Origin of the sequence: Micromonospora terminaliae, from assembly GCF_009671205.1 — a bacterium.
Classification (GTDB): domain Bacteria; phylum Actinomycetota; class Actinomycetes; order Mycobacteriales; family Micromonosporaceae; genus Micromonospora; species Micromonospora terminaliae.
The window spans coordinates 1,465,690-1,481,477 of sequence record NZ_CP045309.1 but is presented as its reverse complement, the minus strand read 5'-3'; the positions used below and the strand labels follow the sequence as shown (position 1 = coordinate 1,481,477).

At 75.0% G+C, this 15,788-nt stretch carries 17 protein-coding genes and 1 pseudogene; 2 read left to right on the top strand and 16 right to left on the bottom strand.

The window, feature by feature from the left end:
* Positions 1-36: 36 nt before the first annotated feature.
* The 9 genes from GCE86_RS06640 to GCE86_RS06600 all read right to left on the bottom strand — a co-directional run bounded on the left by GCE86_RS06640 (position 37) and on the right by GCE86_RS06600 (position 6,352).
* Complete coding sequence (locus tag GCE86_RS06640) at positions 37-948, bottom strand: tyrosine-type recombinase/integrase (RefSeq protein ID WP_154226112.1); 912 nt, start codon at positions 946-948, stop codon at positions 37-39.
* A 57-nt stretch (positions 949-1,005) separates the two neighbouring features.
* The gene (locus tag GCE86_RS06635) at positions 1,006-1,881 is read right to left on the bottom strand and encodes a DUF72 domain-containing protein (protein WP_154226111.1); all 876 of its coding nucleotides are present in this window, start codon (positions 1,879-1,881) and stop codon (positions 1,006-1,008) included.
* A gap of 47 nt (positions 1,882-1,928) precedes the next feature.
* Entirely contained in the window at positions 1,929-2,327 is a 399-nt protein-coding gene (locus GCE86_RS06630) for a TraR/DksA family transcriptional regulator (protein WP_091266032.1), read from the bottom strand.
* A gap of 245 nt (positions 2,328-2,572) precedes the next feature.
* Positions 2,573-3,202, bottom strand: coding sequence for a nucleoside/nucleotide kinase family protein (locus GCE86_RS06625; RefSeq protein WP_154226110.1), 630 nt, complete (start codon positions 3,200-3,202; stop codon positions 2,573-2,575).
* Between the two features lie 120 nt (positions 3,203-3,322).
* The gene (locus GCE86_RS06620) at positions 3,323-3,931 is read right to left on the bottom strand and encodes a winged helix-turn-helix domain-containing protein (protein ID WP_154226109.1); all 609 of its coding nucleotides are present in this window, start codon (positions 3,929-3,931) and stop codon (positions 3,323-3,325) included.
* Between the two features lie 290 nt (positions 3,932-4,221).
* A complete protein-coding gene (locus GCE86_RS06615) occupies positions 4,222-4,809 on the bottom strand; it encodes a winged helix-turn-helix domain-containing protein (protein WP_154226108.1) in 588 nt (195 codons plus the stop codon).
* A gap of 55 nt (positions 4,810-4,864) precedes the next feature.
* Entirely contained in the window at positions 4,865-5,356 is a 492-nt protein-coding gene (locus GCE86_RS06610; protein ID WP_154226107.1) for a rhodanese-like domain-containing protein, read from the bottom strand.
* Between the two features lie 50 nt (positions 5,357-5,406).
* Complete coding sequence (locus GCE86_RS06605) at positions 5,407-5,859, bottom strand: cysteine dioxygenase (RefSeq protein WP_154226106.1); 453 nt, start codon at positions 5,857-5,859, stop codon at positions 5,407-5,409.
* Between the two features lie 115 nt (positions 5,860-5,974).
* Positions 5,975-6,352 carry a cupin domain-containing protein gene (locus GCE86_RS06600; protein ID WP_154226105.1) on the bottom strand — a complete coding sequence of 126 codons (378 nt, stop codon included), beginning with the start codon at positions 6,350-6,352 and terminating at the stop codon, positions 5,975-5,977.
* Between the two features lie 67 nt (positions 6,353-6,419).
* On the opposite strand from GCE86_RS06600, the gene GCE86_RS32560 reads away from it, so the two are divergent.
* Entirely contained in the window at positions 6,420-6,815 is a 396-nt protein-coding gene (locus tag GCE86_RS32560; RefSeq protein WP_154226104.1) for an ankyrin repeat domain-containing protein, read from the top strand.
* A 73-nt stretch (positions 6,816-6,888) separates the two neighbouring features.
* Complete coding sequence (locus tag GCE86_RS06590) at positions 6,889-7,812, top strand: DUF3500 domain-containing protein (protein ID WP_154230365.1); 924 nt, start codon at positions 6,889-6,891, stop codon at positions 7,810-7,812.
* A 41-nt stretch (positions 7,813-7,853) separates the two neighbouring features.
* On the opposite strand, the gene GCE86_RS06585 is transcribed toward GCE86_RS06590, so the two are convergent.
* The 7 genes and pseudogenes from GCE86_RS06585 to GCE86_RS06560 all read right to left on the bottom strand — a co-directional run bounded on the left by GCE86_RS06585 (position 7,854) and on the right by GCE86_RS06560 (position 15,666).
* On the bottom strand, positions 7,854-8,357 hold the full coding sequence (locus GCE86_RS06585) for a DUF2231 domain-containing protein (protein WP_154226103.1): 504 nt from the start codon (positions 8,355-8,357) through the stop codon (positions 7,854-7,856).
* Between the two features lie 76 nt (positions 8,358-8,433).
* Positions 8,434-9,174 (bottom strand): GAF and ANTAR domain-containing protein, encoded by a 741-nt coding sequence (locus tag GCE86_RS06580; protein ID WP_154226102.1) that lies wholly within the window; start codon positions 9,172-9,174, stop codon positions 8,434-8,436.
* A 190-nt stretch (positions 9,175-9,364) separates the two neighbouring features.
* Entirely contained in the window at positions 9,365-11,659 is a 2,295-nt protein-coding gene (gene secA2, locus GCE86_RS06575) for an accessory Sec system translocase SecA2 (protein WP_154226101.1), read from the bottom strand.
* A 91-nt stretch (positions 11,660-11,750) separates the two neighbouring features.
* Positions 11,751-12,446 carry an ABC transporter ATP-binding protein gene (locus GCE86_RS31950; protein ID WP_244317213.1) on the bottom strand — a complete coding sequence of 232 codons (696 nt, stop codon included), beginning with the start codon at positions 12,444-12,446 and terminating at the stop codon, positions 11,751-11,753.
* Between the two features lie 253 nt (positions 12,447-12,699).
* Positions 12,700-13,515 (bottom strand): annotated as a pseudogene (locus GCE86_RS31945) (ABC transporter transmembrane domain-containing protein); the annotation flags it as partial.
* Between the two features lie 29 nt (positions 13,516-13,544).
* A complete protein-coding gene (locus GCE86_RS06565) occupies positions 13,545-14,633 on the bottom strand; it encodes a zinc-dependent alcohol dehydrogenase (RefSeq protein ID WP_154226100.1) in 1,089 nt (362 codons plus the stop codon).
* Positions 14,626-15,666, bottom strand: coding sequence for a Gfo/Idh/MocA family protein (locus GCE86_RS06560; RefSeq protein ID WP_154226099.1), 1,041 nt, complete (start codon positions 15,664-15,666; stop codon positions 14,626-14,628). Before GCE86_RS06560 ends, GCE86_RS06565 begins: the two co-directional genes overlap by 8 nt.
* Positions 15,667-15,788 lie beyond the last annotated feature (122 nt).

Below are 15,788 nucleotides of genomic sequence, written 5' to 3'. Positions count from 1 at the left end.
CATCCCTCGCGCCTACTGCCCGCGATGCTATAGCGGTCACAGCCGATCGCCGAGCGACAGCCGGGAAGCGGCGCGGCGTGCCCGATCAGCAGCAGTAGCCGCCCCGTATCTGTCCAGCATCGTCCGGCTGCGCCAGCCGCCCAGCGTCATCAGGTCCCCGTCGCTGCCCCCGGCTGCCTGGAAGGCCGCCGCCCAGGAGTGGCGGAACATGTGCGGGTGGACGTGGCCGATCCCTGCCTGCGCGGCGCGCCGCTGGACCATGGCCTTGATGCCGCTGTCCGTCAGGGTGGCGCGCCCCCTGCCGCCCAGCCACAGCGCGGGTAGCTCGGCGTACGGGTGCCGCCGCCGTTCCCGCAGGTACCGATCTAGCGCCCGCGCCGCCTTCACCCCGACGGCGATGACCCGCCGCCGCGCCCCCGATCGGCCCGACCCCTTCCCGGCGGTGATCGTCACGGTGCGGCTGCGCACGTCCACATCGTCTACCCGCAGCGCGGTGATCTCGGCCAGCCGCAGCCCGCCGTCGATCAGCAGGTACAGGATCGCGGCGTCGCGCCGATCCTGGAACGTGGTGGCGGTGGCGGTGGCCAGCAGCGCCCGCAGGGCGTCCTCGTCCAGCACAGGCGTCACAGGGGCGTTGGGCGGTGGCGTCCGGATGCCGTCGGTGGGATCGGTGGCGGCCTCCCCTTCGGCCAGCAGGAAGCGGCAGAAGTGGCGGACGCCTGCGAACCAGGATCGGGCGGTGCCGCTGCTGGTGGCGTTGCGGGTGGCGACGATCCATCCCCGGATGTGATCGCGGGTGATCTGGTCGGGGGTGGTGTCGGGGGGCAGCCATGCGGCCAGGCTGCGCAGCGCCCGCCGGTACGACGTGATCGTGTTGTCGGAGTAGCCGTCGGCGCGTAGCGCCAGCTCCCAGGAATCGCCCAGGTCGGCGAATTCATCGTGTGCCATGCGGGCCAAGCTATCGGCACTAGCACCGCTGTACCAAAGGCGCGGCGCAGGCTGCGGCTACGTTTGCCCAGCTAGAAGGGCCTGTAGCTGCTGCCCATTCCGCTGCGCATAGTCCCGATAGCAGTTGTTCATGAGCACATGGGTCTGCTCGGCCTCGCCGGCCAGCTCGCGCAGCTTCGGCGCCCAGTCGCGCAGCTCCCGCTTCGAGTAGTCGTAGCCGAACTTCTCGTGGATGTCCTTGCTGGTCCACTTGTCGCTGTGCCCGTGGAAGCGGACCACCGCGAGGTCCGCGGTGGCCGCCAGCACCGGGGGTACGGACGATTTGTGCCCCTGCGGCATGTCCACGCACACGAACGGCAGCTCGTGCTGGCGCAGGAAGCCCAGCGTCTCCTCGGCGTTGTCGCCGTCGAACCAGGAGGCGTGCCGGAACTCGAAGACCGGCCGCAGCGGCGCGCACCGCCGGGCCACCTCGACGAGGTACTGCTTGTTGTCCCGCCGGATGGTGAACCAGGGCGGGAACTGGAACAGGACGGCGCCCAGCTTGCCGGCCTCGACCAGCGGGTCCAGGGCGGACAGGAACCGGCTCCAGACCTCCTCGTACGCCTGCGGCGGCAGGTCGTCCGGGTAGAGGTTCTTCTTGTCCGTGTCCGGACGCAGGTCCTTGTAGAGCGCCGAGACCCGGGTCGGATGCCCGGTCAGCATGCTGAACGCCTTGACGTTGAAGGTGAAGCCGGGCGGGGTGCGTTCCGCCCAGAGCCGCGCGGTCCGCTCGGCCGGCGGCGAGTAGTAGGTGGCGTCCACCTCGACCAGCGGGAACTGCCGCGCGTAGTAGGAGAGCCGCTTCTCCGGGGTGTCGGCGCTCGCCGGGTACCAGCCGGAGTCGAGCAGGGTCCGGTCGGTCCAGGAGGCGGTGCCCACGAGGATGTCACCCATCACGTGAGTCCACCGCTACCGGGACCGGCCGGCAACCCGGGCGGCGCTCAGGCCGCCCGCCGCTCCCGGGTCTGCTTGCAGGACACGCAGGACGTGGCGGACGGGAAGATCTCCAGCCGCTCCACGGGGATCGGCGCGGAGCAGCCCTCGCAGAAGCCGTAGGTGCCCTCGTCGAGCCGGGCGAGCGCGTGCTCGAACTGGGCGCGCCGGTCGAGGATCGTGCGCAGCAGGGACTGGGCCGTGTCCCGCTCGGCGGTCTTGGTGCCGCTGTCGGCCTGGTCGTCACCGGCGGTGTCGCCGACCTCGACCAGCCGGAGCACCTGGCTCTGCAGCACGGCCTGCTCGTACTCCGCGGTCAGCTCGTCGTACCGCGACGTCAGGGACTGCCGGATCTGGTCGACCTCCGCCTGGGAGCGGCCCGTGGCTGTCGTGTCGTGGACGAGCATCGCTGCCTGCCTTTCCTGGGGCCTCATAACGTCACCGGGGCGCGAGCGCCCCGGAACGTGGTCCGATGGATGCACGGGTGCGATCACCCGTGCTCTGTGAGCCGGGCGATTACCCGTCCGCTCCGCCGATCAAACCGGGGATTTCCGCGTTCTTCATCGCCGTTCGTGCGCAGTTGCGCCGCCCGGACCGTCCCGGTCCCGGCCGCTCGGGTGCCGGACGCCCGGATTCCGGCCGTCCGCCCAGGTCAGGCCGCCTCGACGAGAGCGGGGTGCCGCGGGTCGTCGGCGCGGACCACCACGTCGGCGAAGGAGGCCGGGTCGACCTCGTCGGCGTAGCGGGCGAAGGCCGGCAGGGTCCAGCGCAGCTCGGGGTCGGTCCGCCGGCCCAGCGCCGCCGGGGAGAGCACCAGGTGGACGGTGACGTCGAAGGGCAGCCCACCACCGAGCAGCAGCGCGCCGCTGACCAGCACCACCCCGCCGGGCGGCAGGTCGACGTACGGGGCGCGGCTGGCCCGGTCGGCGGCGGCGTCCCAGAGCGACGGGAGCAGCCGCCCCGAGCCGTCCGGGCCGGCCGGGTCGAGCACCTCGCGGCGCAGGCCGGCCTCGTCGACCCAGCCCTCGTAGTACGCGTCCGGGTTGGTCCGCCCGTGCTCCAGACGGGTCGAGGCGGGCCGGAGGAAGTCGGCGGCCCGTACGTGCAGCACCGGGCGGCCGGCGGCACGCAGCGGGTCGACCAGGGCGGCGGCGAGGGCGTCCGGCTCGGCGGCGGGCGGACCGTCCACGGCCACCCGCAGCCGGCCCGGTACGGCGACGCCGGCGAGGCGGTCGGCCAGCTCGGCGACGAGCAGCTCGGGCGTGATGGGACGGACGCGCATCCGACCATCCTGCCCGGCGGATCGGCGCGCCGTGCGATCGGCCGGGGGGCGGGTCACGGTGCGATCGGCCAGGCGGTCGGGGCTCCGTCCGGAGGGTGATCGGCACGTGGGGCCCGGGCGTCAGCCGGTGCGGTCGATGGTGACCCGGGCGTCGTCGGCGAGCCGGTAGCCGACCCCGTAGACGGTGGTGACCAGCGGGACGTCCACCCCGACCTTGCCGCGCAGCCGGCGCACGTGCACGTCGACGGTGCGGACGCCGGCGTGCTCGTACCCCCAGACGGCATTCAGAAGTTGCAGGCGGGTGAACACCCGGCGAGGGTGGGCGACGAGGTGCAGCAGCAGGTCGAACTCCAGCCGGGTCAGCGGCAGTGGCTCGCCGTCGCGGAGCACCGACCGGGACGCGGCCAGGATGTGCAGGGTCGGGATGGTCGGCGCGAGGGGGCGCCCGGGTGCGCGGCCGGCGGGCACCGGGTCGGGGCGCCGCTCGGCCGGCGCGGTGCCGGTGCTGATCACGGCGTCGCCGCGTTCGAGCAGCTCACGGGCCGCGTCGAGCAGCCGGCGGGCGGCCGGGGTGAGCGACTCCTCGCCGGCCAGCGGGATGTTCAGGGTCACCGTGAGCACGGGCGCCGGGGTGCTGGCGGGGCGGCGCTGGCCGCCGGGGGGACGACCCGGAACCGCGGGTTGGGACGTATGCCATCCGGCGCGCGACGAGGCGGGGCTGACCGACATGGTCCTCCTTGGCTGGTCCGGGTATCTCCCCACGGCCCGGGACGCCGCTTCATCGATGCTTCCCGGCGCCTGTGCGAGGGTCAAGGGGCGGCTGCGTTGCATGAATGTGACAATTGACGAACACATCGGAGCCGAATGCTCGCTCTGCGTACGAGGCCCGTTGATTACAGCAGAGCGACGAGTTGACCCGTTACGGGGGGTCCCTGCCCGGTTCACAATGGCCGGTGCGCGCGCAAACGTGAACGCGGCGCACCCGGGAACCGGGTACGCCGCGCGCCGGCCAGCGGGCCTCAGCGCTCGCGGTCCACCACGATCCGGGCCTCGTCGGCGAGCCGGTAGCCGATGCCGTACACGGTGGTCACCAGGGGCGTGTCGTCGCCGAGCTTGGCCCGCAGCCGGCGCACGTGGACGTCGACGGTGCGGGCCACCGCGTGCTCGTAGCCCCAGACGTTGGCGAGCAGTTGCAACCGCGTGAACACCCGCCGGGGATGTTCGGCGAGGAAGAGCAGCAGGTCGTACTCGATCCGGGTGAGCGTCACCTCGGCGCCGTCGTGGCGGACCCGGCGGGTGCCGGTCAGGATGCGTACGGTGCCGGGCTCCTCGGCCGCGGCGGGCGGCGCGGGCGGCTCCGGCGGCGCTGCCGCGCGGCGGAGGTCGAGCACGGCGCGGGCGGCCCGGTGCTCCTCGGGCCGGAGCAGGCCCTCGCCGGAGGCGGCGAGTTCGTCCAGCAGGTCGACCAGGCGGGCCAGGCCGGGCGTCAGCGCGCCCGCGCCCAGGTCGAGGGTGATGGTGAGGGTCGGCGCGGTACGCGGCCGGTGCGGCGCGCGGTCGGGGCGGCCCGGCCGGGCCGGGCGGGAGGAGATGGCGACGACGGACATGGGAGCCTCCTGTGCGGGCGGTCGCCCCGCCCCACCCGGGGTGCGGCGGGGCGGTTCAGCGGGGCGCCCGGCCGGCGGTGACCGGGGGCGCGGTGGACGAGGGTCGGAGCGGCGGAGTGGGGCCGAGGGTGGGCAGGCCGGCGATGCGCCAGGCGGCGAAGCCGCCCGCCACGTCGGTGGCCCGGTGCAGGCCGAGGTCCTGGAGGGCGGCGGCGGCCAGCGAGGAGGTGTAGCCCTCCTGGCAGAGGACGATCACCGGCACGTCGTAGCCGGTGGCCTGCGGCAGGCGGGCCGCGCAGCGGGGGTCGAAGCGCCACTCGAGGACGTTGCGCTCGACGGCGAGGGCACCTGGCACGGTGCCGTGGGCGGCGCGCTGGCCGGCCGGCCGGATGTCCACCAGCAGCGCCCCGCCCCGGACCGCCAGGTGGGCCTGCTCGGGGTCGAGCCGGCGCAGCCGGGCGCGGGCGGCGGCGAGGATCTGGTCGATGCCCCGGGAGCCGGGTGGCGGGACCGGACAGCTCTCGGTGCGGGTGGGGGTCTGCGCCATCGGGGCGTCCTTTCCGGGTGCGGGGGTCGGGGGTGGGAGTGCGGGCCGGTTCACCAGGCGACCCCGGCCTCGGCCACCTCGGCGACGCGGAGCCGCCCGGCGTCGAGGCGGTAGCGGGTCATCCGGCGCAGCGCGGGCCGGTAGACGTGCACGCTGACCGCCGGCTCGGCACTCCGGTTGGTGACCACGTGGACGTGCCGGGGGCCGAAGCGCCGGCCGGCACCGGGGGCGAGCCGGTGCGGGTGCAAGCGGCCGCCGCCGACCGTCTCCTCGGTGAGGGTGCCGGCGACGACCAGGAAGGCGCCCGCGGAGCCGCCGTGGTCGTGCAGGTCGGTGCCCTGCCCGGGCAGCCAGCTCAGTGCCCAGACCTCGTGCTCGGCGCCGGCGGCGAGCCGCGCGTACCACCGCTCGGCGCGGTCGAAGCGCAGCGGCACCGGCCAGCGGGTCGGGTCGGCCCAGCGGGCGGCGACGGCGAGGAGGTCGGACGGGTCGGAGCTGGTCATCGGCGGGCGTCCTCACGGTACGGGGGTGACGTGCCGCCTCAGCATAGTCTTTAAACCCTATGGGTTTAGTAGGTAATACCGGATGCTGGGACGGTCCGGCCCGCGGGCCGGGAGGTCAGCGGAGGATCGGGGGGCCCACCCGGTAGCCCGGTACCGACGGCCAGCGCACGGTCAGCACCACCGACTCGCGCTCGGCGTACCAGGAATGGTCCACGCCCCGGCCCCAGACCACGTAGTCGCCGGGTGCGCGCAGCACCACGGTGCGGTCCGCCAGCTCGACCCGGAACGCCCCGCTGATCAGCACCAGGAGCGCGGTGCGCCGCTCGCCGGTGGCCCACCGCGAGCGGGTCTCCCCCGCCGGGTGCACGCCCCACTTCACCTCGACCTCGGTGCTGTGCCGGACGTCGCCGGGCGGCTTGAAGTGGCCCAGCAACCAGCCCGCGTCGGTCGCCCCGTCCACCGCCGCGTTGCCGACGTACACCCGATCGTCCATTCGCGCCCCCCGTGCCGGCTGCGCAAGCTACCAGGCGGCCGCGGTGGGAGCACACTAGCCTGGACGGATGTCCCAGGAACTCGACGCCGAGACGCTCGCCTTCGCCCACCGGATGTTCGACCTCGCGCGTGCCGGGGCGACCGACGAGCTGGCGGCGAACGTGGACGCGGGGCTGCCGGTCAACCTCACCAACGCCAAGGGCGACACGCTGCTCATCCTGGCCGCGTACCACGCGCACGCGGAGACCGTGGGCGCGCTGCTCGCCCGGGGCGCCGACCCCGCCCGCACCAACGACCGGGGGCAGACCGCGCTCGCCGCGGCCGTGTTCCGCCGCGACACCGACGCGGTCCGGGCCCTGCTGGACGCCGGCGCCGACCCCGCACACGGCGACCCGTCGGCGGTCGAGACCGCCCGCTTCTTCGACCTCCCCGAGATGCTCGCCCTCCTCGGCGGCCGGAGCTGACCGGGCGGGTGGCGGGGCGCGGCCGGCGGCGGGGCGGTATACAGGGGCGGTGGAGGATCCCGTACCCGAGCAGATGCGCGCGGCGGCCGGCGCGCTGCTGACGGCGCTCGACGAGCCGGCCCGGCAGCGGGCCCGGCACGACTTCGACGACGAACCGGCGCGCCGGTGGCTGGAGTACCGGCCCCGGCCCCGCCCCGGCGTCAGTCTCGCCGACCTGGACGGCACGGCCCGCAAGGCCGCGCACCGGCTGCTCGCCACCGCGCTGAGCCCGGCCGCGTACGCCCAGGCCATGGCCGTGGTGGCGCTCGAGGAGGTGCTCGACCGGGCGGAAGGCTGGCGGCGCGGCCGGCACAGCGGCGACTACTGGGTGGCCGTCTTCGGCGACCCGGTGCGCGACGACCGGTGGGCGTGGCGGTTCGAGGGGCACCACCTGTCGGTCAGCATGACCGTGGTCGACGACCAGGTCTCCCCCGCCCCGATCTTCCTCGGCGCGAACCCGGCCACCGTCCGGCACGCCGGCCGGCCGGTCTCCCGGCCGCTCGGCCCGGAGGAGGACCTGGCCCGGGAACTGCTCGACGCGCTGGGGCCGGCCGGCCGGGCCGCCGCGGTCGTCGCCGACGACGCGCCGGCCGACATCATCAGCGCCACCCGGCCCACGGCGCCGGGGCGGCTCGACCCGCTCGGCGTGCCCCGGGGCCGGCTCACCCCGACGGGCCGGGCGCTGCTCGACCGGCTCGTGGCTCTCTACCTCGACCGGCTCCCGCCCGAGCTGGCGGCCCGGGAGGCGGGCCGGCTCGGCGGCGGCGAGCTGCACTTCGCCTGGGCCGGCCCGGCCGGGCCGGGGCAGCGGCACTACTACCGGATCCAGGGCGACGACCTGCTGATCGAGTACGACAACACCACCGAGGACGGCAACCACGCGCACACCGTGCTGCGCCGCCCGGCCAGCGACTTCGGCGCCGACGTGCTGGCCGCCCACCGCGCCGCCGCGCACTGACGCCGGGCCGGGTCAGGGGCGGCGGGCCTCGACGAGCGTTTTCAGGCCCTGGGCCGGGTGATCTCCACGGTGGCGCCGGGGATGTCGGGCAGCGACTCGAAGCCGCTCGGCTCGGCGGCCCGGCCCCGGTCGAACTGGCGCATGAGCCGGGCACCCAGCCACACCCCCACCGACCCGACGGCCAGCGCGAGCAGTTCGGTGGCCACCTGGACGCCGGTGGCGCCGCGCTGCGGCGCGTGGGCCCGGATCAGGCAGGTGAGCAGGAACAACGCCGCCATGGCGGCGTTGACCAGGTTGAACGTGATCGCGGTCCGGTGGGTCCGGCCGGCCCGCACGTCCCAGAGGTCGACCATCCCGGCGACCGTCGCGAGCGCGGCCGCGACCAGGGCGGCCACGGCCGTCCAGTAACCCACCTCGCCCAGGAAGGCCGGGCCGCCGGCAACGTCGGCCAGGTCGAAGACCGTGGCGCTGACGAACAGTCCGAACGGGAACGTCACCAGCATCGGTTGGATCGGGTGTCCCTGCACCCGCAGCCGGCTCTCCATCGGTTCCTCCCCAGGTCGGAGCAGCTCACCAGTCCAGGGTGCTACCCGAGGCCCATCGGGACGAAACGAATGTCGCTCAACTGTCCCGGGGCCGGGAGACGGTGAGCACGAGCCGCTCGGCCACCTCGCGCAGCGGAATGTCCAACGAGGAAGCCGCGCTGCGGAGCACGTCCAGCGCCTCCGGGGCGGGGCAGCCGCGCTGCGTCATGATCACGCCGACGGCCTGCCCCACGACACCGTCGGCCAGCGACGCGGTGTCGAGCTGGCCGGCCCGGGCCGCCTGCCGCTCCCGGTCCCGGGTGGCGGCCAGCAACAGCCCGGCGTGCTCGGCGATGAGCATGGCGGTGAGCTGGTGCCGGGGGGTGAGCGCCGCGGCCGACTCGGCGTAGAGGTTGATGGCGCCGATCACCTGCTCGTCCACGTCCACCGGCGCGGAGATCACCCCGTGCACGCCCAGCCCGCGGGCGCGCTCCGCCCAGGCCGGCCAGCGCGTCTCCGCGGCCAGGTCGGCCGCGGTGATCATCTCGCGCCGCCGGATGGCGGTCATGGCCGGCGTGTCGGGGCCGTGCCGCAGGTCGTCCAGCTCGGCCCGCTCCGGGTCGGAGGCGGCCACCCCGGCGGGCTCGCCGGCGCGCAGGGCCGTGAACCCGCAGCAGTCCACCCCGGGTACGGCGTCCCGGGCGATCCGGACCAGCCGGGCCAGCGCCTCGTCGAAGCCGGCAGCGGTGATGAGGCCGGCGGTCAGCTCGCGCAGCAGCGCGGCGGTCTCCAGCACCTCGAGCGTGTCGGTCATGGGGTCCCGCGTGTCGAGGTTCACCGGGCCACGGCCTCCGCCACCTCCGCGTCCGTCCACGCGGTGTACCCGTCCGGCGCCGTTGCCTGTCCCATGGTCGCTACTCTCCCTGACTCGAAGCCCCGGCCTACTACCCTCCCAGATGGGCATCGAAACCGCGCAAAAGGGGTCCCTTCCGGCGCGGTAGCCGGCGGAAGGGACCCCTCGCGGACGGTCAGCGGGACCCGGAGATGAGCCGGCGCCCGACCGAGGCGATCAGCCGGTCCAGCTCCGAGCCGAACGGGTTGTCGTGCACCAGGTACGTCCAGGTGGCGGTCGGCCGCACCAGCTTCGAGGCGTCCGGCTCCCACCCGTCGGAGAACTCGGTCTCCTCGAACGTGGCGATGGTCCGCGTCTCGATCTCGGGGATCAGCGCGTTGAACGCCGGGACCGCGCTGCGGTGGAACTCGTCGAGCGGGTCGAGCCGGCCCAGCGCCCGCAGGTGCACGCCCTCGCGGACCTCGGACAGCTCGGCCAGGTGGTCGGCCCAGAGCCGGTCGAGGTGGTAGAGGGCGATCGTGCGGGCCACCTCGGCGAGCAGGTCCTCGTCCATCTCGCCGGCCTTCTCCGGCACCCGCTCCAGCAGCATGAGGGCCGCGATGTCGCTGGTCAGCAGCCGCTCCCGGCGCTCGGCGAGCGCCTTGCGCTGCTGCTCGATGACCACGCTGTAGCGCCAGGTGTTGCGGTGGATCTCGTGGTTGACGCCCTCGGCGACGCGCTGGGCGTGCTCCACGGCGTAGTCGACCTGCGGGTCGGTGACCAGGCCGTCGGCGTTCATCCGCGGGGACGCCGGGACGGTGTCGCCGGCGTGCCGCACGACCAGGTCGTCCTCCAGGCTCACGAAGAAGACCGACCCGCCGGGGTCGCCCTGCCGGCCGGCCCGGCCGCGGAGCTGGTCGTCGACCCGGCGGCTGTCGTGCCGGCCGCTGCCGATCACGTAGAGGCCGCCCAGCTCGGCGACGCGCTCCCGGTCGGCCTGGTCGCTGCCGCCGAGCCGGATGTCCACGCCCCGGCCGGCCATCTGGGTGGAGACGGTCACCGCGCCGTACGCGCCGGCCTCGGCGATGATCTCCGCCTCCTCGTCGTCGTTCTTGGCGTTGAGCACCACGCAGGGGACCCCGGCCGCGTGGAGGCCGGCGGCGAGGCCCTCGGACTCCTTCACGTCGAGGGTGCCGACGAGCACCGGGCGGCCGGCCTCGTGGCAGCGCCGGATCTCGTCGATCAGCGCCTCCTCCTTCTCGGCCCGGGTCGCGTAGATCCGGTCGGCCTCGTCCTCGCGGACGCACGGGGTGTTCGGCGGGATCACCGCCACCTCGAGGCCGAAGAACTCGCGGAGCTGGTCGCCGACGAGGACCGCCGTCGCGGTCATCCCGCAGACCTTCGGGTAGAGCGCGATGTACGCCTGCACGGTGATGGTGCCCAGCACCTCGCCCTCGGCGGTGGCGTCCAGGCCCTCCTTGGCCTCGACCGCCGCCTGGAGCCCGTCCGGCCAGCGGCGGCGCTGGGCCACCCGGCCGCGCATCTCGTCGATCAGCTCGACCGAGGACTCCCGCACGATGTAGTCGACGTCGCGGTGCAGCAGGGCGTGGGCGTGCAGCGCCACGTTGACCGCGGAGAGCTGCGCGACGTGCTCCTCGTCGTAGAGGTCGATGCCACCCATCTTGGCCTCGACGGTGGCCAGGCCGGCCGACGTGAAGGCGACGCTGCGGCCGTCCTCGGCGATCGTGTAGTGCCTGCCCTTGCGCAGGCCGCGCACCAGCGCGGCGGCGGCGTGCACCGGGTCCTGCTCGCCGGGGACCGCGCCGGCGAGGACCATGGGCACCCGGGCCTCGTCGATCAGGATCGAGTCGGCCTCGTCGACGATCGCGGTCCCCATGGGCGGCTGGACCCGGTCGGCCAGGTCGGTCACGAGCTGGTCGCGGAGGAAGTCGAAGCCGGCCTCGCTGACCGCCACGTAGGTGACGTCGCAGGCGTAGGCGGCGCGCCGCTCCTCGGGGGTGGACGCCTCGTTGACCCAGCCGACGCTGAGCCCGAGCAGGGCGTAGACCGGGCCCATCCACTCGGCGTCGCGGCGGGCCAGGTAGTCGTTGACGGTGAGCACGTGCACCGGGCCGTTGCCCAACCGGACGTGCCCGTAGGCGGCGATGGTCGCGGTCAGCGTCTTGCCCTCACCGGTGGCCATCTCGGCGACCTTGCCGGAGAGCAGCGCCATGGCGCCGAGCAGCTGGACGTCGTACGGGCGCTGGTCGAGGCCGCGGCGGGCGGCCTCCCGGCCGATCGCGCAGATCTCCTCGTAGCCCGTGGCCTGCCCGGCCGCCTCGGTCAGCTCCGCGTCGGAGAGCTTCTCCAGCTCCGCCTCGCGGGCCTCGATCGCCGGCAGCAGCTTCTCGAGCGGGGCCAGGTCGACCGTCGTTCCCGGGCGCTGGAGGAACCGCCGGAACCTGGTCTTCAGACGTTGCGACACACCCATGAGCGGCAACGGTACGCGAATCGGAGCCGATTGTGACACCCACGCCGGGCCGCCCCCGGGCGGTGTCCGGATTTCCGCCTGTTCCCGCAGTTCAGGCGGTTCTCGCCGGTGAGCCGACGAGGAGCTGGTGGGTGGCCAGCTCGTGGTAGAGCGGGCTGGTCGAGGTCAGCTCGTCGTGGGTGCCGACGGCGACCACCCGGCCGGCGTCCAGCACCACGATCTGGTCGGCGTCGACCACCGTGGAGAGGCGGTGCGCCACGATCAGCAGGGTCCGGCGCACCGCGACGGCGTCGATGGCCCGGCGCAGCGCGGCCTCGTTGCGGGCGTCCAGGTTGCTGGTCGGCTCGTCGAGCAGCAGCACCGGCGGCCCGGCCAGCAGCGCCCGGGCGATGGCCAGCCGCTGCCGCTCCCCGCCGGAGAGCAGCACACCGCCCTCGCCGACCTGCACGTCCAGCCCGTCGGCCGTCCGCTCCGCCAGGTGCCCGAGGTTGACCTCGTCGAGCACCGCGCGCAGCCGGTCGTCGGTGGCGTCCGGGGCGGTGATCAGCAGGTTGTCGCGGAGGGTGCCGGCGAGCACGGGGGCTTCCTGCTCGACGTAGCCCAGCCGGGCCCGCAGCGCGTCCCGGGGCAGGTCGCGCACGTCGACCCCGTCCAGGCGCAGCGCGCCATCGGTCACCTCGTAGAAGCGCTCGACCAGCGCCAGCAGGGTGGACTTGCCGGCGCCCGACGGGCCGACCAGGGCGGTGCGGGTGCCGGCCGGCACGGTGAAGCTCACCTCGTGCAGCACCGGCGGGCCACCCGGGTAGCCGAAGCCGACCCGGTCGAACTCCAGCGCCGCCGGTCCGGCCGCCCCGGGCCGGGCCGTGAGCGGCGCGCCGCTCGTCCGCGCCCTCCCCCGGCACGGCCAGGATCTCCTCGATCCGGGCCAGCGCGCCGAGCCCGCTCTGCAACTGGGTGTACGCGTGCACCGCCTGCCCGAGCGGCAGCACCAGGAAGAACAGGAACATCACGAAGGCCACGAGGTCGCCCACGCCGATGGCGCCGGCCGCCACCCGGGCCCCGCCCACGGCCAGCACCAGCAGGAACGCGCCCTGGACGGTGACCGTGCTGGCCGGGCCCACCACCGCCTGCGCCCGGGCCACGCGCAGCCCCGCCGCGTACGCGTCGGTCGCGCTCGCCACGACGGTGGCCGTCTCCCGCCGCTCGGCCCGGCTGGCCCGGATGGTCCGCGCCGCGGAGATGGCCCGCTCGACGGCCGAGGTCATCTCGCCGACCCGTTCCTGGGCCTTCCGGGCCAGCCCGCGGACCCGCCGGGCGACCGTGAGGGCGAAGCCGACGCCGACCGCGACAGCGGCGAGGGTCACCCCGAACAGCAGCGGGTCCAGCAGCAGCATGGCGGTGCCCGCGCCGAGCACCATGACCGCGCCCGTGACGGTCTCGAAGAGGCCGGAGGTGACCACGGCCCGCAGCAGCGTGGTATCCGCGCCGACCCGGGAGAGCAGGTCGCCGGTGCGGCGCCGGTCGTACTCGGCGATCGGCAGCCGCAGCACGTGCCCGGCGAGCCGCCGCCGGGTGCCCAGCACGAGCCCCTCGGCGGTGCGCTGGAGCAGGTAGTCGCGGAGCCCGCCGAGCAGCGCGCCCACCACGACCAGGGCCACCAGCACGGCCACCAGGGTGAGCGCCGGGCGGCCGGCGGTGATCCGGTCGAGCACGGCCCGGGTGAGCAGGGGCTGGGCCAGCGCCGCCCCCGCGCCGGTGAACGACAGCACGCCCACCGCCACGAGGGTGCCGCGGTGGGCGCGCAGGTACGGCAGCAGGGCCGCGAGCCCGGGCGGGCGGCCGGCGTCGGTGCTCATGGCAGCACGGTAGCCGGGCCGGCCCAGGCTCAGCCGGTGAGCACCACCTGCAGGTCCGAGCGGCGCCGCTCGGCCAGGTCGGTGAGCACCGCCGGCGCCTCCTCCAGCGGCACCACGGCGGAGACGAGGTGCTTGCGGATCAGGTCGCCGTACTGGCGCAGCAGTTCGACGGTCTCCGCGGAGAGCCGCTCCCGGTCCCACGTGGGGGTGAGCCCGCGCGGCACCCGGCCGATCTGGGCGCAGCGCAGCGACAGGCCGTTGTGGTGGAACTCCTCGCCCAACCGGACGGCGTCCGCGCCGGCCTGGTAGAACGCCAGGTCGATCACCGTGCCCTGGGGGCGTAGCAGGCGCAGCGCGAGCTGGAGCGCCCAGTCCTGGCCGCGGCACTGGAAGACCACGTCCGCGCCCCGGTCGCCGGCGGCGTGGTTCCAGCGGGTCTTCAGCACCACGGCCGGATCGTCCGCGCCGGGGTCGAGGGTCTCCAGACCGAGCGCCTCGGCCGCCTCCCGGCGGGCCGGGGTGGGGTCCAGGACCACCACGGAGGCCGCGCCGTGCCGCCGGGCGAACAGCGCGGTGAGCAGCGCCACCACCCCGCTGCCGACCACCGCCACCCGCCGCCCGCGCACCCCGTCGCCGAGCAAGCGGACGTCCGTGCCGCACAGGTCGGCGGCGGCGTGCAGCAGGCCGTTGGCACAGATCGGGCCCATGTGCGCGACGTAGACGCCGAGCAGCGGGTCGAGGTCGTCGGGCAGGGGCACGAAGCGTTCGGCGACCGGGTCGGCGACGTGGCCGCTGCGGTGGCCGTAGGTCATGGCGCCGACGGTGCCCACGGCGACCGCCGGCGTGCGGCTCTCCACCACCCGGCCGACCTGCATGTAGCCGAGCCGGGTGACCGGGTACGGCGTGCCCGCGTCGCCGGGCTGGAACAGCCCGAGGTCGGCGTTCCACGTGACGTGGAGGTAGGGGTTCGTGCCCTTGACGTAGCTCAGCTCGGTGCCGGCCGAGACCCCGCTGAAGAGGGTCTCCACCCGGAAGGTGCCCTCGCGCAGCTCGGCCGCGTCCTGCTCGACCAGCTCGACCCGGCCCGGCCCGCTGACCACCACCACCCGGTCACGCATCGACGGTCACCCCCGTCGGCCCGGCGGGCGTGGCGTCCGCGACCGCGGCGGTGAGCCGCGCGGCCGGCCCGGTGGGCAGCGCCACCGCCCGCCCGGTACGCGCCGACTCGGCCAGCGCCACGGCGAGCCGGTGGGTGCGCAGCGCCTCGGCGTACGGGACCCGGACGTCGTCGCCCACCCCCCGGACCGCGTCGACGAAGGCCCGGTCGACGGCCACCCGGGCGCCGTCCGGGTCGGCGGGCAGGTGCCGCTCGCCGTCGCCGTCGCAGACGGTCAGGCCGTCCTCGGCCAGCGACAGGGCCAGCCCGTCGGCGAGGATCTCCAGGCCGGCCCGGTGCTTCCAGCCGAGCACGCAGGCCGCCGCGAGGGTGCCGACCGCGCCGGAGGCGAAGCGCAGGGTGGCCGCCGTGACCGAGTCGATGTCCGCGCCGTCGACCGGCGGCGGGGTGCCGTCGCCGTACGCGGTCACCTCGGTCACCTCGCCCACCAGCAACCGGACCAGGTCCAGCACGTGCGCGGCCTGCTCGACGACCGGCCCGCCGGACCGGTCGCGCCGGGTCCACCAGGCGACCGGTGGCACCTTGTCCAACCAGGCCCCGTTGACCATCCGCACCGGACGGTCGGCCAGCAGCCGCCGGGCCTCCTCGACCACGTGCAGGTAGCGCCAGTGGTGACCGACGCCGGTGAGCAGGCCACGCCCCTCGACCAGCCCGGCGACCCGCTCGGCCGTCTCCAGGTCCAGCGCCACCGGCTTTTCCACGAACATCGGGACACCGGCGGCGATCACCGCCTCCTCGACCGGTCCGTGCGCGAACGGCGGCACGCAGACGTACACGGCGTCCGGGCCGGCGGCCAGCAGGTCGTCCACGTCGCGGAAGGCCCGGGCGCCGTGTGTGCCGGCGAGCGCCTCCGCCGCTTCCGGGGCGACATCGGTCACCCCGAGCAGTTCCACGTCCTCGAAGCCGGTCAACACGCGGGCATGGCGCTGTGCCACCCCGCCGGCTCCGACCAGTCCCACCCGGCACGCGCGCATACTCCCGACCCTCCCACGACGACGGACTGCCGACAGCTCTCCCCGGGCGACCGGGTCGCCAAACGCGGAGGGACGCGCAATCAGACGTTCACGGCGCGGGAACCGGCCGGTACCGGACTGGT